20 protein-coding genes are annotated in these 20,333 nt (G+C 40.8%); 3 read left to right on the plus strand and 17 right to left on the minus strand.

What is annotated here, in order from left to right:
* Positions 1 to 86: 86 nt before the first annotated feature.
* Positions 87 to 1,820, minus strand: a complete 1,734-nt coding sequence (locus H6H03_RS34135; protein ID WP_190959452.1) for a sensor histidine kinase — start codon at positions 1,818 to 1,820, stop codon at positions 87 to 89.
* Positions 1,821 to 2,402: 582 nt separating this feature from the next.
* On the opposite strand from H6H03_RS34135, the gene H6H03_RS34140 reads away from it, so the two are divergent.
* Complete coding sequence (locus tag H6H03_RS34140) at positions 2,403 to 3,329, plus strand: cobalamin-binding protein (RefSeq protein ID WP_190959453.1); 927 nt, start codon at positions 2,403 to 2,405, stop codon at positions 3,327 to 3,329.
* Positions 3,330 to 3,558: 229 nt separating this feature from the next.
* Here the strand turns inward: H6H03_RS34140 and H6H03_RS34145 are convergent, their stop codons facing one another.
* From H6H03_RS34145 to H6H03_RS34155, 3 genes are all read right to left on the minus strand, one after another.
* Complete coding sequence (locus tag H6H03_RS34145; protein WP_190959454.1) at positions 3,559 to 3,861, minus strand: TMEM165/GDT1 family protein; 303 nt, start codon at positions 3,859 to 3,861, stop codon at positions 3,559 to 3,561.
* A 137-nt stretch (positions 3,862 to 3,998) separates the two neighbouring features.
* The gene (locus tag H6H03_RS34150; protein WP_190959455.1) at positions 3,999 to 4,430 is read right to left on the minus strand and encodes a TMEM165/GDT1 family protein; all 432 of its coding nucleotides are present in this window, start codon (positions 4,428 to 4,430) and stop codon (positions 3,999 to 4,001) included.
* Between the two features lie 288 nt (positions 4,431 to 4,718).
* A complete protein-coding gene (locus H6H03_RS34155; protein ID WP_190959456.1) occupies positions 4,719 to 5,069 on the minus strand; it encodes a YkgJ family cysteine cluster protein in 351 nt (116 codons plus the stop codon).
* Between the two features lie 330 nt (positions 5,070 to 5,399).
* Here H6H03_RS34155 and psb30 point away from each other — a divergent pair, with 330 nt between their 5' ends.
* Positions 5,400 to 5,543, plus strand: coding sequence for a photosystem II reaction center protein Ycf12/Psb30 (gene psb30 / locus H6H03_RS34160; protein ID WP_190959457.1), 144 nt, complete (start codon positions 5,400 to 5,402; stop codon positions 5,541 to 5,543).
* On the opposite strand, the gene H6H03_RS34165 is transcribed toward psb30, so the two are convergent.
* From H6H03_RS34165 to H6H03_RS34200, 8 genes are all read right to left on the minus strand, one after another.
* Positions 5,540 to 5,704 carry a hypothetical protein gene (locus H6H03_RS34165; RefSeq protein WP_190959458.1) on the minus strand — a complete coding sequence of 55 codons (165 nt, stop codon included), beginning with the start codon at positions 5,702 to 5,704 and terminating at the stop codon, positions 5,540 to 5,542. The two genes, psb30 and H6H03_RS34165, sit on opposite strands and share 4 nt — an antisense overlap.
* On the minus strand, positions 5,701 to 7,800 hold the full coding sequence (locus tag H6H03_RS34170; protein ID WP_190959459.1) for a single-stranded-DNA-specific exonuclease RecJ: 2,100 nt from the start codon (positions 7,798 to 7,800) through the stop codon (positions 5,701 to 5,703). The genes H6H03_RS34165 and H6H03_RS34170 overlap by 4 nt, the downstream gene beginning before the upstream one ends.
* Before the next feature lie 247 nt (positions 7,801 to 8,047).
* Positions 8,048 to 8,473: a hypothetical protein gene (locus H6H03_RS34175; RefSeq protein ID WP_190959460.1), complete on the minus strand. Its 426-nt coding sequence runs from the start codon at positions 8,471 to 8,473 to the stop codon at positions 8,048 to 8,050.
* 157 nt (positions 8,474 to 8,630) lie between these two features.
* Positions 8,631 to 9,458 carry a phosphate ABC transporter ATP-binding protein PstB gene (pstB, locus tag H6H03_RS34180; RefSeq protein WP_190959461.1) on the minus strand — a complete coding sequence of 276 codons (828 nt, stop codon included), beginning with the start codon at positions 9,456 to 9,458 and terminating at the stop codon, positions 8,631 to 8,633.
* A gap of 82 nt (positions 9,459 to 9,540) precedes the next feature.
* Positions 9,541 to 10,440 carry a phosphate ABC transporter permease PstA gene (gene pstA / locus H6H03_RS34185; RefSeq protein ID WP_190959462.1) on the minus strand — a complete coding sequence of 300 codons (900 nt, stop codon included), beginning with the start codon at positions 10,438 to 10,440 and terminating at the stop codon, positions 9,541 to 9,543.
* A gap of 5 nt (positions 10,441 to 10,445) precedes the next feature.
* Positions 10,446 to 11,387 (minus strand): phosphate ABC transporter permease subunit PstC, encoded by a 942-nt coding sequence (pstC, locus tag H6H03_RS34190; RefSeq protein WP_190959463.1) that lies wholly within the window; start codon positions 11,385 to 11,387, stop codon positions 10,446 to 10,448.
* A gap of 131 nt (positions 11,388 to 11,518) precedes the next feature.
* The gene (locus H6H03_RS34195) at positions 11,519 to 12,520 is read right to left on the minus strand and encodes a PstS family phosphate ABC transporter substrate-binding protein (RefSeq protein WP_190959464.1); all 1,002 of its coding nucleotides are present in this window, start codon (positions 12,518 to 12,520) and stop codon (positions 11,519 to 11,521) included.
* 71 nt (positions 12,521 to 12,591) lie between these two features.
* On the minus strand, positions 12,592 to 13,749 hold the full coding sequence (locus H6H03_RS34200) for a sulfate ABC transporter substrate-binding protein (protein ID WP_190959465.1): 1,158 nt from the start codon (positions 13,747 to 13,749) through the stop codon (positions 12,592 to 12,594).
* A 427-nt stretch (positions 13,750 to 14,176) separates the two neighbouring features.
* On the opposite strand from H6H03_RS34200, the gene H6H03_RS34205 reads away from it, so the two are divergent.
* Positions 14,177 to 14,719 (plus strand): phycobiliprotein lyase, encoded by a 543-nt coding sequence (locus H6H03_RS34205; RefSeq protein ID WP_190959466.1) that lies wholly within the window; start codon positions 14,177 to 14,179, stop codon positions 14,717 to 14,719.
* 136 nt (positions 14,720 to 14,855) lie between these two features.
* On the opposite strand, the gene H6H03_RS34210 is transcribed toward H6H03_RS34205, so the two are convergent.
* The 5 genes from H6H03_RS34210 to lpxC form a co-directional block, all read right to left on the minus strand.
* The gene (locus tag H6H03_RS34210) at positions 14,856 to 16,142 is read right to left on the minus strand and encodes a DNA cytosine methyltransferase (RefSeq protein WP_190959479.1); all 1,287 of its coding nucleotides are present in this window, start codon (positions 16,140 to 16,142) and stop codon (positions 14,856 to 14,858) included.
* Positions 16,143 to 16,231: 89 nt separating this feature from the next.
* The gene (gene lpxB / locus H6H03_RS34215; RefSeq protein WP_190959467.1) at positions 16,232 to 17,428 is read right to left on the minus strand and encodes a lipid-A-disaccharide synthase; all 1,197 of its coding nucleotides are present in this window, start codon (positions 17,426 to 17,428) and stop codon (positions 16,232 to 16,234) included.
* Between the two features lie 156 nt (positions 17,429 to 17,584).
* Complete coding sequence (gene lpxA, locus H6H03_RS34220; protein WP_190959468.1) at positions 17,585 to 18,403, minus strand: acyl-ACP--UDP-N-acetylglucosamine O-acyltransferase; 819 nt, start codon at positions 18,401 to 18,403, stop codon at positions 17,585 to 17,587.
* A 309-nt stretch (positions 18,404 to 18,712) separates the two neighbouring features.
* Positions 18,713 to 19,243 carry a 3-hydroxyacyl-ACP dehydratase FabZ gene (gene fabZ / locus H6H03_RS34225; protein ID WP_190959469.1) on the minus strand — a complete coding sequence of 177 codons (531 nt, stop codon included), beginning with the start codon at positions 19,241 to 19,243 and terminating at the stop codon, positions 18,713 to 18,715.
* A 154-nt stretch (positions 19,244 to 19,397) separates the two neighbouring features.
* Positions 19,398 to 20,300 (minus strand): UDP-3-O-acyl-N-acetylglucosamine deacetylase, encoded by a 903-nt coding sequence (lpxC, locus tag H6H03_RS34230; RefSeq protein ID WP_190959480.1) that lies wholly within the window; start codon positions 20,298 to 20,300, stop codon positions 19,398 to 19,400.
* Positions 20,301 to 20,333: the final 33 nt, after the last annotated feature.

The raw sequence follows: 20,333 nt of genomic DNA on the forward strand, positions 1-20,333 counted from the left end.
TTCAGTTGCAATTAATCCTGGCTGAAGCGTAATTATAGTTGCAAATAATCCTGGTTTGTAAATGTCTTGATTGCAGGTTTGAGCGATTAGTATTGCAGGTCGTTACAGCTACCTTCTCCTAAAGTGGATGTAACAGTTACATCTCCACCGTGTAAACGCGCTAATTTGCGTGTCAAAGCTAAACCCAAACCCGTGCCTTCATACTGCCGATTTAGCTTCCCATCAAGCTGTTTAAATGGTTGAAATAAAAATTGAAACTGGCTTGAGTCAATCCCAATTCCAGTATCTGAAACGATAAATTTCATACCTTGCGGTAGTTTTTTGACTACCAACGATATCTCGCCTGCTGCGGTAAATTTAACAGCATTGGTGAGCAAATTAAGTAGCATTTGTTTAATCCGCCGTTCATCAGCAATGCAAGTATCTGCTTCGGGATCGATTTCACATGTGAGTTGCAAACCCTTTTCCAAGGCCCCATCGCGCACTGTTGATATGGCATAGTTACAAATCTCTGACACTGGCAACGGTAAAAGCAACAATTCTTCTTTACCTGCTTCCACTTTAGATAAGTCCAGAATATCGTTAATCACTGCCAGTAATTGTTCGCCACTAGTGTATATACAATTGATGTATTCCTTCTGTTTTTCATTGAGAGAGCCAACTATTTCTTGTTGTAGCAATTGCGATAAGCCCATGATCGCATTCAGAGGCGTTCGCAGCTCGTGGCTCATGGTTGCTAAAAATTCACTTTTTGCTCGACTAGCTGCTTCTGCTGCTTCTTGGGAAGCACGTAGTTTGAGTTCTGTTTGCTTGCGTTCAGTAATGTCCTCAATCATCGCTAGAAAAAACTCAGGTTGGCCATTGCTGTCTGGAATCACAGAAACAGAGATATGAGTCCAAACTAAGCTACCATCTTGATGTGGGCAGCGTCTTTCCATTTCAATACGATGTCTATCTGCGGGTTGTTCTTTTACTTCAACCTTTGAAGTTTTTCCTAAATCCGTCCGAATTTGCGACACCAATTGTTTGTAAATTTCTAAATCGCCTTTTTGCGTGCAAACGTAATTTGTAAAGCGTTTTCCGTATAACTCTTCTCGGCGATATCCTAAAATCTCGCACAGCGCCACATTAGTATCGACTATCTGCGCTTTCATATCTATAAGTGCAATGCCGATAGAAGAACGCTCAAAAATTGCCCGAAATTTCGCCTCGCTCTGTCTTAGTGCTTCTTGTGCAGCATTTCGCTGGTTTACTTCCATAGCCAAGGTCACGAAATCTGCAATTGAGCCGGCAAAAGTTTCTTCCTCTAAAGTCCATTGACGACCTTCGCCTACGTGTTCGTGACAGACTACGCCTATTAAAGATCCTTCTAGCCAAATTGGTGCATCCAGCAGAGACGTGATACCAAAAACAGAAAGATAAGACTCTGATAATTCTTGGGTTCTGGTATCGTTTCTAGCATCATCTACAGCAATGCTACGTTCCTGTTCTAAAGCATGAAAATAAGCGGGATAATTTATTTTGAAAAGTGAACTACCAAAGCTATGTTCCTTAGTATTGACATCGTATAAATCGATGCATTCCATTTTTGAGCGTTCTTCATTATATAACCACACCCCGACTCGCTCGACAGAGAGCGTGCGAGCAGCAGTTTCTGTGATTTCCCTAATGGCCGCATTGAGATTACCTTGCTGAAATGTTTTGCTCCTTGCCAGTTGTACCAAGGTCTGGCTTTGTTTTCGCCGACTATCTTCTCTGATTTGTAAACCCCCTTGGGCTTGGTTATGCTCTGTGATATTTCTAGCAGCGACCACTTGCATGAGTTGTCCTCAAGAAGAAATAATTTTGCCTAGCGGTTCTACGGAAAATATAGAACCGTCTTTGTATAACTACAATTACTCCATAGGGTTTTTCATAACCGGAAACTATATTTGTTTTAATCAAATTTTCTGATTTTGGAATGACGAGTTCCAAATTATAATTTGCCAATCAGTTCTGCATATTTATACCAGTTTATTTACCCCAACGAATCATAATTGGCATTTAAAATCATTTAGCTATCAAGTAGTATAGTATTTTAAAAAGTTGGCTTGCACAGCCAATGTAATCATTACATCACTTAAGCCAGTGGGCCTAAATAATTATTGTTGGCATAAGCCAGGTAACAGGAGGGGAAAGAGTTTGAGACGTGTTTAATTTTCTTCATATAGTTTTGTTTTATTGTGCTGACTTACTTAATTACCATAATTGCTACCTTGATACCAAGTGATACCGCTCGTGAGCTTTGGATTCTTAGTTTGTCCAGACTAGCAGAATATCTTTGAATTCCCCTACAGAAAGATATGTAATGACTTGAATTTTGCGAGAATTAAGTTAATGGTAGCTGTTGCAAAGGTGGAGCGATGATAGATAGTAATGTAAGAATTGTTTCCTTAATTCCCGGCGGAACAGAGATTTTAGCGGCATTAGGATTGGTTAATGCTATTGTGGGGCGATCGCACGAATGCGATTATCCCCCAGAAATCCAAAATCGCCCCATTTGTACCCAAGCGCGTCTAAACTCCGATGCCTCCAGCAGCCAAATTCACGATGAGGTAAACAGTTTGCTGCAATCCGCTCTCAGTATCTATCAAATAAAAACAGATGTTTTAGAGCAGTTGCAACCTACTCACATTCTCACTCAAGACCAGTGTGATGTCTGTGCTGTTAGCTTACACGAAGTCGAAAAAGCAGTTGCTACGCTCGTTGAAAGTCAACCCCAGATTATTTCTTTACAACCTAATATTCTCCAAGATATTTGTGCCGACATTGAACGAGTAGGCAATATTTTCGGTGTAGACTCAGTAAAAGTCATAGAAAATTTAGAGGCTCGCGTCAAAATTTGTCAGCAAAGAATCCAAGGACTTGATTTAAATGAGCTGCCCACCGTCGCTTGCATCGAGTGGACTGATCCCTTGATGGTAGCAGCAAATTGGATTCCAGAATTAGTCAACTTGTCTGGAGGGCAATCCCTGTTTAGTGTCGCAGGTCAACCTTCTCCCCATTTACCGTGGGAAACACTAATAGCAAGTAATCCTGATGTAATTGTTTTTATGCCTTGCGGTTTTGATTTAAACCGCACCCGCCAAGAAGCCCAACTGTTAACTCAACTTCCTGAATGGCAGCAACTACACGCTACCAAAACTGGTAGAGTCTATATTACTGATGGCAATTCTTACTTCAATCGTCCAGGGCCGCGACTGGTAGATTCTTTAGAAATTTTGGCAGAAATCTTACATCCAGAAATTTTTCAATACGGCTACAAAGGAACTGGTTGGGAACCTTTGTAAAGAAGGATTCAGGAGTCAGAATTCAGAACTCAGAATTCACAACTCAGAATTCAGAATTCAATATTTAATATCAATTTCACTCTCACTGGATAATTTGATTTAAAACCTTGCGACCTCAGAATTTGCGAATCAATCAATAGGTTTAAGCCGCCGTCAAATCTATAATTTGGTGCTTCTATTGTGATGGGTTTGAATGTCCTACGAAGAATAATTGCGGCTCCTGAATTCTTCAAGGTGTTTGTTCAGAATCAGATGCTGCTTCATTGTTAAATAACAGTAGACGTGCAGCAAGGATAGCAAATCCCACAGCAGCGATCGCTTTCATCAAGCGTGCGGGTAATAATTCTGCCACTGCTCCTCCCGCTAATGCTCCCAAAAAGCTTGTTAATATTAGCGCTGCTGCGGTGCCAAAAAATACAGCACGTGGAGATTGACAACGACCAGTAAGTGCGATCGCTGCTAGCTGACTTTTGTCACCTAATTCTGATAAAAAAACTGTAATAAAGCTCAGTCCAAGAAGATGCCAATCCATATTTTTAAGGGGGGAGTAGGTGGCCACAGAGAGCAAGGGGATGGGGAGATGGGGGGATGGGGAGACAAGGGGATAAATTACAATAAGTCTTTCCTCCGAAGTCCCCTTGTCCTCTTTCCATGCCCCATTCCCAATAATTAATAACCAATAAATACATCCCAAAATAGCATTAGAGAAATCAACAACAACATTACACCTGCTGATTTTTCTACGGTTTTTGGGCTGAGTCGGCTGGCTATCCAACAACCTAAAAGTACACCCAATAAGCTGGTAGTTATGAGCGCAGCCGCAGATCCAATAAATACTACCCACGGTGAATGAGATTGTGCACTCATTAACAGGGTTGATAACTGAGTCTTATCTCCAATTTCTGCTAAAAAGATAGTTATGAATGTTGTACCAAAAACTACTAGCGCTGATTCCTGCTTTCGAGGACTATCCGCAACTACAGACTCAACTGGCAGGCACTGAGCAGAAGTTAAGTTAAAATCATTACTGTCTTTCAGTTCTAGCTCGATCTCAGATGGAGATATGCCAGAAATTTCTAAAGGTGCAGAGTCTAGTTTCACAGGCAATAGTTTTCTTGCTAGGTTGTTTTCATATTTCTATCATATTCTCAGATTTTTGTAATAAATTGCAACTCCAGACAAAAAAAGTGAGGATGGAGTGTCAATCGATTTTGGATCGATCGCGAGGATACTGACTCGCAAATAGATTTCTATTTGTGCTGGTGTAGCATCCCACATCAAAACCCAGACCCCAGGATTTTTCGGGATTCCAACAGATTTAGAGACGTTGCAATGCAACGTCTCTACCAGGCATTTTGTGAGTAACCGAAATAATCTAAAATCGGCAGATCAAAAGCCAACAGCTCGCTCAAATCTTAGTATTTCTAAACTGCGATCGCCATACACTCCTTCTATTTGTTGACGACAGCAGTCAATGGCAAAGTCATTGAGTTCTTCTGCTTCAACGCCATACATATCTTGAAATACTTCTGACTCCACGCGGCAAAAGCGCGGACGATTTGGATAGATGCAGCACTCTCGCGTTGTATGGTCAAAATTAATGCACCATCCTCCTTCACCTACCATACTGAGGTAAAGTTCTAGTTCTGTCGGTGAGAGATAGTCATCCAAATCTGGACGCTCTGCTGGATCTAGATGACAGCAGGCTCCACATTGCTTAACACATTGCCAAGTTGCCATTTGGGATTGGGGATTGGGGACTGGGTATTATAACGATTCTAGTTTGGATACAACACCTTGTAGGGTAGCACAGCTATAGTATTGAACCTCTGTATTTTAGGCTATTGAGAATAGCTATGAGAATTGGGCATTGGGTACTGGGTACTAGAAGTATTTTGGATCTTATTCTTTATTCCCCAGTCCCCAGAACCAATCCATCACATTTTATGTTTTTTCTTATAATTTTGTTAAGTAAATTAAATTCTATAGCCCGTAGCCAGATATGATCGATTGCGGGTTTCCTAACTAAGTTATTGGCTTTTATAAACAGTTAGCAGGAGAAAAGAAAAAATGTTTGACGCTGTGTCTGATTTATTTAATGCTCTTAGCAGCATCAATTGGGAAGTTATTTTCCAATTACTATCTGTAGCGCTAATTGTGATTGCTGGGCCGGCGGTAATATTTGTGCTGGCATTTCGCAACGGTAACCTTTAAGAGTCCTGAGTGCTGAGTGCTGAGGAACCACTGACGGGTACGCAGGAGTCTCCCCAACTGGAGGAGGCAGTGCCGTCTTGGGGGTTTCCCCCATGAGTAACTGCCGTCAAGTGGCGTTGCTGAGTAAAAGAAAATTTGGGAATTTGCAACTCAGAACTCATAACTCAGCACTAGGTAGTGATAATGCTTGCAGGGCTGCCTGGATAATACTGTCATACTGTGGTTGAGAAATATCAACTTGTTTGGCATCTTGACGATTAGTGCCAAGCAAGCCGTTTAACTGTCCTGGTTGCATAGCTAAGACTTTGCCTTCAGGATTTTTAATTCTTAATTCTGCTGCCAAACCATTTTTATAGAAACCACAAGTATACTTTCGCTGATTGTATTCAAAAGTGGTGCTCGAAGAAGTAGGTGGCGAAACAAAAAATTCTTGAACCTGAATTGGTAATCTGGCACCTACTAACTCTAGCTCGATGGTGGTGTTACCGTTAAAGTTATTTTCTCGCAGTTTATAAGCAACATCCAACCACGATGGTAGATGGAAGTAATCGCGCCAACGCCAAGCGATCGCTTTAATTCTATACTGTTGACCATCAATAGTTTGGGCAATTGTTAGTTTAATGTGACCCTTACCAACAATTTGCTGTTCAATCACTTTCACATTAGGTGTCCAAAAGACGGGATCGGGATTGTCGATACCGCAAGGATGCAAGGCGTTAAGCTGTTGATAAAGCTCGTGATTGATTTGATTGAGGCTAATTTCGGCATCAATTTTCAGCAGAGGCTTGAGATGTTGGGGTTCAAGACATCCATTGGCAAACTCAATCAAACGCGATCGCAACGTCTGTAAATTTTCTGCTGCTAGGGAAAATCCACCGGCTGCTTTGTGTCCGCCATACTTGCCTAGTAAGTCGTGACAATATTCCAAAGCTGCAAACACATCAAACTCTGGAATTCCTCGTGCGGAACCGCGTATGTGTTGCTCATCTTCATAGGTACCAATGAACACAGGGACGCCATAGCGTTCTACCAAGCGGGAGGCGACGATACCGATAACGCCGTGATGCCAATTTGGTTGGACAACGACTAATACACGGTCTTGCTGTAGAGACGTTACATGTAACGTCTCTACAACAGCGATCGCTTCTTGCTCAATTTGTTCGCACATCTGCTGGCGACTGATATTTATTTGTTCGCACTGCATTGCTCTTTCCAGTGCCAGCCCCATATCATCTGTAGTTAGCAGTTCAATCACAGTCTGCGGATTACCAATTCGACCAATAGCATTAATTCGCGGCCCCAGGCGAAATCCGATATCTTCAGGCTTCAGGGATTTTGAATTTTGGATTTTGGATTTTGGATTGGGAGTTTTCTCGTCTGCTGGCTCATCTCCCCTCGCTTGGACTCCAGCTACTTGAATTAACGCTTGGACTCCAGCTAAGTTGGATTTGGGTAGATGCTGTAAACCGCGTTTCACCCAGCGACGATTGACACCAGTTAAGGGAGCTAAATCTGCGATCGTGCCCAGTGTAAATAGCGCTAACATCGGTCTAATTAAACCTTTAGTCTCTCCTAGCTGTTGTGCTAGAGACACTGCCAAAATATAGGCGACACCAACACCAGCAACACCCCGATAAGGTGAGGATTCGGCTATGAGTTTGGGGTTGAGGATGGCATTGGCTGGTGGTAGTTTTTGGGGGATGTCGTGGTGGTCTGTGATAATAACTGCAAGACCGAGTTCTCTAGCTCTAGCTACTGGTTCAAATGCAGAGATGCCATTATCTACAGTGAGAATTAATCCTACTCCTTCAGTATGAAATTCTTCAACTATACGTTTATTAATACCGTAACCTTCGTGCATCCGACTGGGAATAGCATAATCTACTTGTGCGCCTAAAGTCCGTAGGCTACGCAAAAGTAAAGCAGTGCTAGTCATACCATCAGCATCGTAGTCGCCACAAATAGCGATTTTTGTTTGAGAGGCGATCGCATTTTCCAATAACTCTATACTAATGGCCAAATCTGGAAATTCTTCTAAAGGCGAAGGCAACACTAAAGACTCTGGTTCTAAAAATTCTTGTGCTGCTTTTGGTGTCTCAATACCGCGATTAATTAACAGCTGGCTGATGATGGGTGAAAGATTTGTCTGTTCAGCTAGCTTTTGAGCTAGCTGAGTTTGCTGTGGATAAATTTGCCAACGCTGATTGGGTAGGGATCTGATTTGTTTTAAGGATTCAGTTAAAGGTCGGTCTGGCACAATTAAAAATTAGGAGTTTCCATTTTGATAATAGCGATGCCTGGGTTGGGCTACGCCTACGCCTGAATCACTTTTACCAAAACACGAGCTTGGGCGCAATGTCCAAATTTTGTACACTTCTTCCAAGAATTTTTACTTTAGTAGATTTTTTTCTCAACTTTAGTTATCACTGCGAAATTGAAAGCTGTTTCATAACTCCCAACTCCCAACTCCTAACTCCTAACTCCTAACTTCTAACTCCCAACTCCTAAAACACGTTTATCCTACCATCGTCCATAATATACAACGAGCGATCGCTTTCGAGACGCCAAGTCGGACGGAGTTCGAGCCGCAATGTACCAAAGTTGGGTTTTGAGACAATTGCTTGTAGTGATAAACCTGTTTCGCTCCAAAATATCAGAGATGTGTTTGGCTCAGTACCCTCTATTCCTTCTAAATTTAATTTCTGTCCCGGACTCAAAGATATTGCGTCAGTCCCGGAAGGTTTTTGGATTTTAATTAAATTGGGTGTGCTATTTATGACTTCAACTCGGATGTGTTGTCCGGGAGTAAACTGAATTGGCCGCGAACCACACTTAGAGGCACATGTTCCAGCCAAGCTAACAGGGGGGTTATGAATGGATGCCGTGAGAAGGCTAACTGCAATTACAGCAAATGATAGGGGCTTCAACATAATACACAGTATAAATACTTGACTAAAATTTTACTTTAGTTAAGTACTACCAAGCCTCAGCATATTTTCCAGAATTATTAAAGAAGCACAACAGAAGGACGGGGTAATTGAGGATAGGAAATCTTTTCAATTTTCCCTCGCCCTTTTCCTTTACCCTTTAACCGAAACGTCCACTGATATAGTCTTCAGCTTCTTTGGTTTGAGGAGAACTGAACATTTGCGCTGTTGGACTGAACTCGACTAATTTTCCGCGACGTTTGCCATACTCGTCAATTTCAGTATTGAAGAAAGCGGTGAAATCTGCAACTCTAGAAGCTTGCTGCATGTTATGAGTCACCATGACGATGGTGTATTGTTGCTTGAGTTCTAAGCACAATTCTTCTACTTGACGGCTAGAAATCGGGTCAAGAGCAGAGCATGGTTCATCCATTAATAATACATCTGGCTTCATAGCGATCGCTCTGGCAATACAAAGCCGTTGCTGTTGTCCGCCAGATAGTGCAGTACCTTTTTCTTTGAGTTTGTCTTTGACTTCATCCCAAATGGCTGCGCGTCTGAGGGAATCTTCTACTAATTCGTCAATATTACCTTTATAACCGTTAGAGCGCGGGCCAAAGGCAATATTTTCGTATATTGACTTGGGGAAAGGATTCGGTCTTTGAAAAACCATTCCCACTTGACGGCGTAGTTTTACAGAATTGATATTGGGGTCATAAATATTGCGATCGCGGTAATTCAATCTACCTTCTACCTTCGCTCCGGGGATTAAATCATTCATCCGATTGAAGCAACGTAGTAAAGTACTTTTACCACATCCTGAAGGCCCAATAAAAGCAATTATTTGTTTTTCTGGAATTTTTAAATAAACATCTAAAAGTGCCAGAAATCCACCGTAATATACTTTTACACCTTCAGCATTAAATACTGTATTTGTTTGCTCTAATGTGGCCCTATCTCGTTGACTTTTACTATTACTATGTGTCATTTTATTTATCTCCGAATTTACAGACAAACCAGCTAATTATCTATTCAATTATGTTTATTACTTCTGAATTCTTACCAATTCCTTAACGCGTTGAGAAGCGTTGTCGGATATAAATTGCCACACCATTTAAAGTCAAAATCAACAATAACAACGCAATAATTGTGGCTGCTGCTGCATCAGCAAAACCCGGTTCCGGACGAGTGATATAACTGTAAATTTGAATGGGTAACGCCATAAACCTTTGGAACAAACCAGGGTCAAAGGTGAGAAAACCCACAGCACCTACAACAATTAAAGACGCTGCATCACCGATAGCACGGGATACAGAAATAATCACTCCGGTCAAAATACCAGGAATTGCATAGGGTATGACATGACTGCTAATAGTTCGCCATTTGGTGACACCTAATCCATAAGAAGCGTTTCGCAAGGAATCTGGCACAGCGCGAATTGCTTCTCTAGCCGTCACAATGATTACTGGTAAAGACAATAAAGATAAAGTCAATGCGCCAGAAATCAAAGCGGGGCCAAACCTAAGCAAATAATTAAAAACTCCTAAACCCAGCAATCCGTAAACGATAGAAGGTACACCTGCTAGATTGCTGATGTTAATTTCAATAATTGCTGTCCACCAAACTTTAGGTGCGTATTCTTCCAGATATAAAGCTGCTCCAACACCAATGGGTACAGTTACTAAAATAACAACAACTCCGAGAAGAATACTGCTAATAATAGCAGGACGAATGCCACCTTGGTCAGGGAAACGAGAAGGCGTTTCTGTGAGAAAACCAGGTGATAAAAATCTGCCTAATCCATCTCGGAGAATATCAAAAAGTAGCAATGCTAGGATAAATAAACCAATTAGTAAACCTAATAAAAAAAGGAATTCAAATACTTTTCCTAACGTTTCTCTCTTCTCGACATTATCAGTAAATTCTGTTGTTGAATCCCATGAATCATTTTGTTGAAAACTTCTAGTCATGCCTATTACTCGTATTTTTCTTTAAAGCGATTAGCAATCCAATAACTAACAATATTTAAAGTTAGGGTGATGACAAACAAAACAGCGCCTACAGCATATAATGTCTTGAAATTGAGACTGCCACGCGGACTATCTCCACCAGAAATTTGTGCCATGTAAGCTGTCATAGTTTCTATGGATTCTGCAAAATTAAGAGTCAGTTTTGGCTGTAGTCCGGCGGCAATGAGAACAGTCATTGTTTCACCCACAGCACGAGAAATTCCCAAAATAATTGAGGCAATAATTCCGGAAAGTGCTGCTGGGAGGACTACTTTAAAAATAGTTTCTAGTTTAGTAATACCTATGGCGTAAGCTCCTTCCCGCAAAGAACGTGGAACTGCTTTAATAGCATCTAAGCTAATGGAACCAACTGTGGGAGTAATCATTATCCCCATCATTAACCCTGCACTCAAGGCGTTAAAAATTTCCAGAGGGATAAAATTACGCAGTAATGGCGTGACAAATAATAGTGCAAAATATCCATATACTACTGTTGGAACTCCTGCTAAAAGTTCCACTGCCGGACGTAAAATTGCAGCTACTTTGGGTTGAGCATATTCACTCAAATAAATGGCGGAAGATAAGCCTAAAGGAATAGCCACTGCCATAGCGATCGCAGTAGTTAAGAAAGTACCATTAATCAAAGGCCAAACGCCAAAATGTCTCTCTGCAAATAGCGGTGTCCACTTAGTATCGAGAAAAAATTGGGCAAAGGAAACTTCTTGGAAAAAGCCAAATGTTTCTTGAAATATAATTATGACAATGCCAAAGGTAGTCAAAACTGAAACTAAAGCACAAGCAAATAAAAGTACCGCCACAATCTTTTCTGAAATATCTTCAGATGCCTTTTTTTCCAGCGACTGTCTAGATAATAAATAAGGATCTTCTTGAAAGTTTGTATTTGCCATAAACAGTTAATTTTTTATTTTAATAACTTGTAGCCGGGGATAAATGACAGAAACAGAAAAAACTCTTTCTTTACTCACTATTCTCTATCTTCACCCACTATCATTGAGTTAACAGACTACTAGGACTTTATTTAAATAAAGTTTGTAATCGGTTCACCTGGTTTTGCTTTTTTAAATTTTGTCCCAGTTTCACCTCTACCGAATTTTTGTTTGACTCTGACATAAGCTTCATCAGGTAGCGCAACATAACCAACGCTATCTACCCATTTCCAAGAATTATCTAGATAAAAATCTACAAATTCTTTAACTGCTGGTTTAGTATCTAAAGATTTTTTACTCACGTAGATAAACAGAGGCCGAGACAAAGGTGTGTAAATATTTTTGATTACATTATCCACAGGAACTGGTTTTTGGCATTTTCCTAAAGGACTTTCAACACCAACTAATTTAAGTTTTTCTTGGTTTTGGATGTAATAAGATATACCTACATAGCCTAATGAAAATTCATCTCCTGACACACCTTGTACTAGTAAATTTTGATTGTGACTGGGAGTGTAGTCTGTACGACCGTTCTTAGCTTTGCCAGTAACAGCTTGAGTCATATAATCGAATGTTCCAGTATCAGAAGCTGGAGCATATAGCTTAAGTTTTTCATTAGGAAATTTGGGATTTACTTGATTCCAACTCAAGATTTTGCCGTCTGATTTAGCACTCCAAATCTTGTCTAATTCCTTAATAGTTAGACATTTGGCAAAGCTATTTTTACGATTGGCAATCACGGCAATGCCATCTAAAGCTATAGGCAACTCAACAAAGTCGATATTCTTACTTTTACATTTATTGATTTCTTCATCTCTAATGGTACGAGAAGCACCAGCTATATCAATGTCACCATTACAAAATTTACTAAAGCCACCACCAGTACCACTTGAAGCCACACTAACTTTAGCTTCAGGTTTGCTTTTGCCGTATTCTTCTGCAACTGCTAAAGAAATAGGAAAACCTACAGCTGCACCATCAATACTTACTTGACTTTTTAATTCTTGCCCGCTGTTACAAGCACTGATACTACCAGCAATAAGCATTATAGAAGCTAGTAAAAAACTATCTTTTAATTTTGGACGAAAGCTCATAAATTCTTAGTTAAGGTCTTAATAGTTTGTATCTACTTGCATCTAGAAAATACTGCACTAAAAACTAAGACTTATGCTTTTTTGCCAGCAATAGCCTTGTCAAAAATTGCCCCATCTACAAAAAACTTTTTCTCGATATTATCCCAGCCGCCTAAATCTTGAGACGTGAATAATGTATCTACTTGCGGATATTCAGATAATACTTCTTGGGCAACAGTGGGATTAACAGGACGATATTGTAATTTAGCAAACTCTCGTTGAGCTTCTGCTGAGTAAAGATAATCAACAAATGCTTGTGCAACTTTTCTTGTCCCGTGCAGATCGACGTTTTTATCAACTAAGGCAACAGGATTATCAATAGAAATATTGATTTTTGGTACTACATAAGGCAGTTTTGATCCAGTCTTTTCTGCTAAGATTACTTCATTTTCATAGGTAATTAAAACATCTCCTTGACCTTTTTGGAAAAATAAATCGCTAGCCTCACGAGCATCTTTTGTTAGCCCAGGAGTGTTTTTATAAACTTTGGTGACATAATCTAATGCTGTTGTTTCGTCACCTCCAGCTTGAGTTACTGAACCCCACAAAGCTAAGAATTCCCAAATAGCAATACCAGAGGTTTTCGGGTTAGCCGCAATCAATATCACCCCATTTTTTGCTAAGTCTTGCCAAGTATAAATGCCTTTTGGATTACCTTCGCGGGTGACAATAGTAGCAACCGATCTGCTAACGATACCATTTCTAGGAGATTTGATTTCCCAACCTGGTTTAATTAAACCTGCTTTCTGAATTTTGCTTACATCCCAAGGAAGTGCTAAATGTACAATATCTGCTTCTTGTGAACCTTCAATGACAGCAGCAGTTTGAGCGCCAGAACCCCCATAACTTTGTTCAAATATGACGTTTTGGTTGTGTTCTTGCTTCCACTTTTCCACAAATTTAGGAATTATTTGGTCATGAGCTGCTTTAGTAACAGAAAAGGAAACCAACCTCAGCTTTACATCAGCCTTTGTAGCTGAACTGCTTCCCGAACAGGAGGCAACTAACACACTCAAAACAGCACCTATAAGCAATAAACTCACGAAACTTTGGATAGTACGTCCATTCAACCAATTTCTAATTCGGCGTTGATACCAAAATTCCATAACTTTCAAAGCTTTGTGGCGATAAATCTGCATTGCTTGAGTTAAGTATCTACCTACTGCTTTCTGTTGTTGCGGCTCACTCATCGGAATTCACCCCTAAATCTACGGTATTTCTAGTTAGATACCGTAATTATGAGATTATAGGCTATGTAGAACAAAAATTTTCATCAAGCTTCAAATTTTTTTACTACAGCTGTTTTTAGGTAAATGGCGATATTACAACAGTCCGATACTAAATTTATGTAATAAAAAACACTTTAAGTGTAAAATAAAACATTAATATTTTTAAGTTTCTAAAATCTTGTTTAAGTATTAATCCGGTTACTTATTTATAAATTAGTAGTTATTATAACATTAAATTAAGTATTAGTTGAGCAAATACTGGTTCACCTAGTTTCCTATTAAGAATAGGTTTCTATTCTAGTAAATACTGCTTTAAATAATACTCAATTTTTTGAGGATATTTCTATTAAGAATAAGTTCCCGATATAAAATAAATACAATCTTAGTGATGAATCAAAACAACAAGGGGATAGCATCTCAAGAACAAGAATCATTAATTAAAAACTTTCTGCAAGAATCTAATGGTGAGTGGTGTTCTCAGCGACGGTACTATGCACTACCAAATGGCAAAATTAGGGAAATAACAAAAACAGTAACTATGCGTTTTCTAGAGCAAGGGACACCTGAATTAATCGACCTAGCAAAACTGCATGAATTAGATGAGAGTGCCCAACTGACTTGTGGTTCCTATGTTGAATGGAACACAGTAGATTCAGAAACAGGAGACCAAGGTTCTAAGCGTTGGACAGTATTAGGTAGTTTAGGAACAACTATGTATTTTGGCCGCAATTTTCCTGTTCCTAAGTTAGTCGTAGCTGAATACTACTTCCGAGATCCTAAAACAATATACTTGTGGACAGAAGAAAATGGCGCTCTTTTTGAAGAAGAATTAAAAATGATTGGTAAGAAATATCGCACCCGACAAACTGTTATTTCCCGTGGTGGCGAACAACAAATGATTGCTCAGTATCTAGAAAAAATCATTCAATAAATTTTACTACTTTGAAAATTGAGATGTTGCGTTGTCAAAGTTTTAGTGTTCATGGCTTTAAATACTTTATCTGTAACATTCATTTTTCAAATTGCTTTTCTTAATTAAGAATGCCAGAGAACAGTAAAAATTACTGTTAGAGTAGACTCAGCGATCGCTCAAATAATTTATCTCTAGTCACCTCCCAATAATTTGCAGCTTGTTTCATATTCATTGATAAAAGTTTGGCATCTCCCAAATCCCAAATATCTTCAGGAGTAGTCGGAGTAATTCCCAAAGATTTGATAATTTCTTTAGCGATCGCTCTTGCTAATGGTGGCGGAACTGCATTACCTACCTGCCTTGCACCATGCCATTTAGTAATATGAAAACGAAACCAATCGGGAAACCCATGTAATCGCGCCATTTCCCGTACCGTAATGCAGCGAGGCTGACTATAATGAATAGGTCTTGGAGAAGTATGGGCGCCATGAGCAGCATCAGTTCCTGCTCTTAAAGTGTTAGCTATACCATTTTCTGCAAGTTTGAAGAACTGAGAAATAGGTTCTTTTTTCCCCTGTTCTGTAACTTGAAATCTAGCGCGTGAAATCTGCGAATGATTAGTTCTCATACTAGAAGTCAAAACAAAACGATTCCAATTTCTCCTATAGCCAAAATGCCAACACTTATCATCTAAACATCTCATTTCCCGCGCATAGTTGCTGGGATTACTCCATTTTTCCGTTTCTACAGAATCACTGTATAATAACTCCTCAAATTCTTCTGCTTCTGGTAAATCTCCAAGGGCATCCCAACAAGAAGGAGTAGGAGGTAGTATAGGATTGGCTAAAGTTTCACAAATTGGTTTACTAGATGGGGTAGGATACTCAGGTAAGACAAAACCTTTCTTTGCACCAATGAGAAATAATCTTTCTCGCCTTTGTGGTACTCCATAATCAGCAGCATTCAAAACTTTCCACGGTAAACGGATTTGATAGCCATTTTCGCTGAAAGTTTCAATTAGTTCGGATAGAAAACATTTATGTTTCCCAACTGTCAAACCTTTAACATTTTCAAAAACAAAATAAGAAGGTTGTAATTCTAAAACAATTCTGATAAAGTCTTTGATTAAAAAATTTCTGGGATCGTCTAATGCTCTGCGGCCTATATATGAGTAACCTTGACAGGGGGAACCAGAAATAATAGTTTCGATATTTCGGTCATTAATTCCAGTTCTTTCTCGAATTTCTTTACCTGATAATTCAGTTATGGAACAAGGTAATACAATGCAATCGGGGAAATTAAACTTATGAACGACTGCATGAACTGGATCGATTTCAACAGCAGCTTTCACATCAAAACCAGCTTGTTCAAATCCTAAACTTAGCCCACCTGCACCAGCAAACAAATCTATTACTATTGGCCTTTTTGGCTGCTCTTTCATTTTTTTATGGGCGTTGGGCATTGGGCATGGGGCATTGGTTATTAATTTTTTATCCCTCATTCCCTCATCTCCCTCATCTTCCCCACTCCCTACTCTGTACAGACGCGATTAATCGCGTCTTTTCCCACTCCCTCTAACATTCCCAAAATTTCTTGAGCAGCCCGATCGCACACGCCAATTTCTCCCAAATTCCGCTGCATTTCTTGATAATCTGCCAAAGTTTGCTGCCTGCGGATTGGATTGATTAGTAATTCCATAGCTGCTTGGATAATATTCTCTGGGGTAGCTTCCTCTTGTAAAAATTCTGGCACAATTGCCTTCATCGCTACCAAATTAGGTGGCGATGCAAATGTTATGGAACCTTCGAGGAATTTACGAGCTATCCAAGCAGTCATAGCATTTAGCCGATAAACTACAACTTGCGGCACGTTTAACAAAGCAAGTTCTAAGTTGACGGTACCAGATTTGCTAATGGCTAAATCAGCAGCAGCAAAAACTTCCTTTTGTTGACCTGATAGAACTTTAGCCCGCAAACCGTAACGCTTAATTGCCTTCTCAATTGGCTGTCTGTACATTTCCAGGGATAGGGGTATCCAAAAATGAACTTCGGGTAATTTAGCTTGAATAGTTTGGGCAGCTTCAAAAATGATTGGTAAAAGATATTTTAATTCTTGGCGGCGAGAGGCAGGGAGTAGAGCGATCGCGATTTGTTCTGGCGCAATCCCCAATGTTGCACGCGCCGCTTCCCGGCTAGGGGCATCTTGCATCCGGTCAACTAAAGGATGCCCCACCCAACTCACCTCTGCTCCCTGCTGACGATAGTAACGGGCTTCTTCTGGAAAAATTGCTAATAGTTTGTCTGTGAAACCGACAATTCGGTTAGTTCTACGCAAATTCAATGACCAAGCCCATTCTTGGGGAGCAATGTAGTATACCACAGGCACATGTGGTAAATTTTGTTGCATGAAAGTGCCGATCCCCAAATTTGGACTCATGTAGTCAATCAGCACTACCAAGTCTGGTGGATTTTGTTTTAGGTAAGCGATGGCTCGTCGTTGCACCTGAAGAGTAGGCAAAACATAAGGTAGCCCCTCCAGAATACCCATTGAGCCAATACTACTAGTATTGCCCAATAGAGTTGCTCCAGACTCCTGCATTTTTTCGCCGCCCAGGGCCAAAATCTCCAATTCCAACCCCATCGCCACAGCTTGACGCTTGAGTGCTGTAATTAGCAGCGACCCTTGCAAATCGCCAGATACTTCGCCAGTGCTGATAAATATCCGCATTTGATAATTCAAGTTTTAAAAGTGAGGAGTTAGAAGTTCAGAGTGAAGAATTATAAAGTGAGGAGTTAAAAGTTCAGAGTGAGGAGTTAGCAGAGAAAAAATTCATTTATCAACTCATAACTCCTAACTGATAACTCCTAACTCCTAACTTCTAACTCACGATTCATCACTTGCGCCTTTTTTTGCCTTTCCAGGAATCAACCCACGTCTTCCCGGCATCTGAGAAAGTAGTAAAAAGCGCCTCAAATGCTGCAACTCTTCAGTATCCCCTAACAATTCCAGCTGTTCCAAGGCATCCTTAAAGGATAAATCAGAGCGGTAGAGAATGCGGAAGGCTTTTTTGAGCATTTGTAAATCTGCTGCGTCCATGCCAGACCGCTTGAGTCCTACAAGGTTGAGGGTTCGCACTCGTGCCGGATTTCCCTCCACCAGCATATATGGAGCTACATCTCTGTCAATACGTGCCATACCACCGACCATTGCTTGTCTGCCAATATGCACAAACTGATGGACGCCTAAAACCCCACTCAGCCTTGCACGTGACTCTATATGCACATGACCCGCCAACGCCACAGAGTTGGCAATCACTACTTGGTCTTCAATGACACAGTTATGAGCCACATGGACATAAGCCATGAGCAGATTGCCATCACCAATCACTGTCGCTTCACCGGCACCAGTGGCGCGGTTAATGGTCACATACTCGCGAATCAAGTTGTTATCACCAATTTTGACCCAGGTTGGTTCTCCCACGAACTTGAGATCCTGGGGTTCCATACCGATGGCTGCTCCGGTAAAAATTTGATTTCCCGCCCCAATTTCACAAGGCCCCTCAAGCACTACATGAGCGCCAATAATTGTTTCAGGGCCGACTTTGACATGCGCTCCAATCACAGCATAGGCACCGACTTGCACTGTATGGTGGAGTTCCGATTTGGGATGAACTACAGCAGTTGGATGAATAAGCGTTTTCAAGGGTGAATCTCCAGAACTGTCTTAATAAGCCAGCGCGAACGGGGGTTTATCAGGTAGTGCCTTGCTCTAATTACAGAGTTGTAGCGACTGCTGTTCCATTGAGGCGACTGGCGTTGCTGAGCGTGAGTGTTTCAGTGAACGAAAGTGTCGGGCAAGCAAGTTGAGTGTGTTCGCGTAGCGTCTCGTTAGAGAGGGAGGCAAAAATCAAGAAATTATAAGATGCTGTTGTGGATTTTTTTTTTAACTGTTATCCTTGTCAGGATTCAGTAGGGCAGTTCACGGCTGTGCCCACACCACGAAAGCAAACTTTTAGTTAACTAAAGAAAACATCAATTCGCCTTCACAAGCGAGTTGACCGTCAACTTCGGCAATACCTTGCATTTTACCGAAACGACGTTGTTTTACCCATAACAGTTCCACTGTCATTACTAGTTGATCTCCCGGTACGACTTGCCGACGAAAGCGAACTTTATCGATACCAGCGAAAACGAACAGTCCACCTTCAACCTGAGACATTTGAGTTAAGACAATGCCTCCGACTTGTGCCATTGCTTCGACAATTAGCACTCCTGGCATCAGTGGTCGTCCGGGAAAATGACCTTGGAAACAGGGTTCGTTAACTGTGACATTTTTAATGCCAACAGCTTTTTTACCTGGGGTGTAGTCAATGATTTTGTCTATAAGTAAAAATGGGTAACGGTGGGGTAACAGTTGCTGAATTTCTTCAGATGTGAAAGTTGTTTTAATCTCAGATGTGATTGTAGTCTCATTTGTGCCCTGTTGTTCGGTAGATACAGGTGTAGTGCGATCGCTGCTATTCACTTCGGTAAGGATTGACATTAGCCGTGTAGTTTATTGTTATCTGGTAATTAAGTAGGCGTACATTGAAACCTTTATAAATCTGCGATTTTCAGCTTTAATCAGAAATCTGTCTGAAAAAGTGACGCTCCTACGTCGCTAACAGATGTCTTACGACAAGCCGTCCTTTGAGCGTCTACGCCGGTAATCCTTCGGAGAACCCAAAAGCTAGCCCAGGCTCTGACTTTTCGTAAAATCCCAAATCTAAAATTTTCTGAGCCAGTTGAATGTGTAAATTGTGGCTGGCTTTGTACGCTAAGAAATGAGCAACAGGAAAATTTCCTAGTAAACTCAAATCTCCTACTAAATCCAAGATTTTATGACGGACTGGCTCATTTGCAAATCTTAATGGTGGATTTAACCACCCTTCGGGCCCACAAACTAGCGCATTATCCAAACTACCACCTTTAATTAACCCTGTTTTTTGTAAATGTTCAATTTGATGCAGTAAACCAAAAGTGCGAGCAGGAGCAATCTCCGCAGCAAAGCTAGCTGAAGCATCTCCTAGTTCAGCCGTTGGCGACCAACTATGCCATTGGTTGCCAATGGCAGGCAGGTCAAAATCTATACCGTAACTAAAACGGATTTCGGAGGCTGGGAGGGCACATACAAAGGCATCTTCTTGATAAACCCATATTGGTTCTTTAATAGCGAAGGGTTCACGATTATCAATCGTTTGTGATACCAAACCAACTTGGGCAATGTTAGCTGTCCAGACCTTTGCCGAACCATCCAAAAGTGGCACTTCTGGCCCATCAATTTCAATGCGGGCATTATCTACACCCATACTCGAAAGCGCTGCCAACAAATGTTCTACTGTACGAACGTATACCTCTCCCTTGCCCAATTGAGTTGAAAGAACAGTGTGATTCACTGCTGCTACTTGGGCTGGAATGATTGGCATATCAGGCAAATCTACCCTAACAAAGTAGCGTCCATTACTGTGTTCAGCAGGTAATATCCGCACTTGTGTAGTCACACCGCTATGCAGTCCCACTCCAGTTTGGGCGATGGGGGCTGCTAGAGTGTGCTGTTGCATATCCGAAAAATTAATATATTTCGTTGAGTATCG

Origin of the sequence: Nostoc paludosum FACHB-159, assembly GCF_014698835.1 — a bacterium.
GTDB lineage: Bacteria > Cyanobacteriota > Cyanobacteriia > Cyanobacteriales > Nostocaceae > Nostoc > Nostoc paludosum.

Excerpts from the sequence above, each read along its gene's own strand:
- H6H03_RS34135 (WP_190959452.1), bottom strand. The coding sequence starts at position 1,820 with ATGCAAGTGGTCGCTGCTAGAAATATCACAGAGCATAACCAAGCCCAA.
- pstB (WP_190959461.1), bottom strand. The coding sequence starts at position 9,458 with ATGACACATAGTAATAGTAAAAGTCAACGAGATAGGGCCACATTAGAG.
- psb30 (WP_190959457.1), top strand. The coding sequence starts at position 5,400 with ATGTTTGACGCTGTGTCTGATTTATTTAATGCTCTTAGCAGCATCAAT.
- H6H03_RS34210 (WP_190959479.1), bottom strand. The coding sequence starts at position 16,142 with ATGAAAGAGCAGCCAAAAAGGCCAATAGTAATAGATTTGTTTGCTGGT.
- H6H03_RS34155 (WP_190959456.1), bottom strand. The coding sequence starts at position 5,069 with ATGGCAACTTGGCAATGTGTTAAGCAATGTGGAGCCTGCTGTCATCTA.
- pstA (WP_190959462.1), bottom strand. The coding sequence starts at position 10,440 with ATGACTAGAAGTTTTCAACAAAATGATTCATGGGATTCAACAACAGAA.
- lpxC (WP_190959480.1), bottom strand. The coding sequence starts at position 20,300 with ATGCAACAGCACACTCTAGCAGCCCCCATCGCCCAAACTGGAGTGGGA.
- H6H03_RS34205 (WP_190959466.1), top strand. The coding sequence starts at position 14,177 with ATGAATCAAAACAACAAGGGGATAGCATCTCAAGAACAAGAATCATTA.
- pstC (WP_190959463.1), bottom strand. The coding sequence starts at position 11,387 with ATGGCAAATACAAACTTTCAAGAAGATCCTTATTTATTATCTAGACAG.
- H6H03_RS34145 (WP_190959454.1), bottom strand. The coding sequence starts at position 3,861 with ATGGATTGGCATCTTCTTGGACTGAGCTTTATTACAGTTTTTTTATCA.
- fabZ (WP_190959469.1), bottom strand. The coding sequence starts at position 19,243 with ATGTCAATCCTTACCGAAGTGAATAGCAGCGATCGCACTACACCTGTA.
- H6H03_RS34140 (WP_190959453.1), top strand. The coding sequence starts at position 2,403 with ATGATAGATAGTAATGTAAGAATTGTTTCCTTAATTCCCGGCGGAACA.
- H6H03_RS34195 (WP_190959464.1), bottom strand. The coding sequence starts at position 12,520 with ATGAGCTTTCGTCCAAAATTAAAAGATAGTTTTTTACTAGCTTCTATA.
- lpxB (WP_190959467.1), bottom strand. The coding sequence starts at position 17,428 with ATGCGGATATTTATCAGCACTGGCGAAGTATCTGGCGATTTGCAAGGG.
- H6H03_RS34165 (WP_190959458.1), bottom strand. The coding sequence starts at position 5,704 with ATGAGTTCTGAGTTGCAAATTCCCAAATTTTCTTTTACTCAGCAACGC.
- H6H03_RS34175 (WP_190959460.1), bottom strand. The coding sequence starts at position 8,473 with ATGTTGAAGCCCCTATCATTTGCTGTAATTGCAGTTAGCCTTCTCACG.
- H6H03_RS34200 (WP_190959465.1), bottom strand. The coding sequence starts at position 13,749 with ATGAGTGAGCCGCAACAACAGAAAGCAGTAGGTAGATACTTAACTCAA.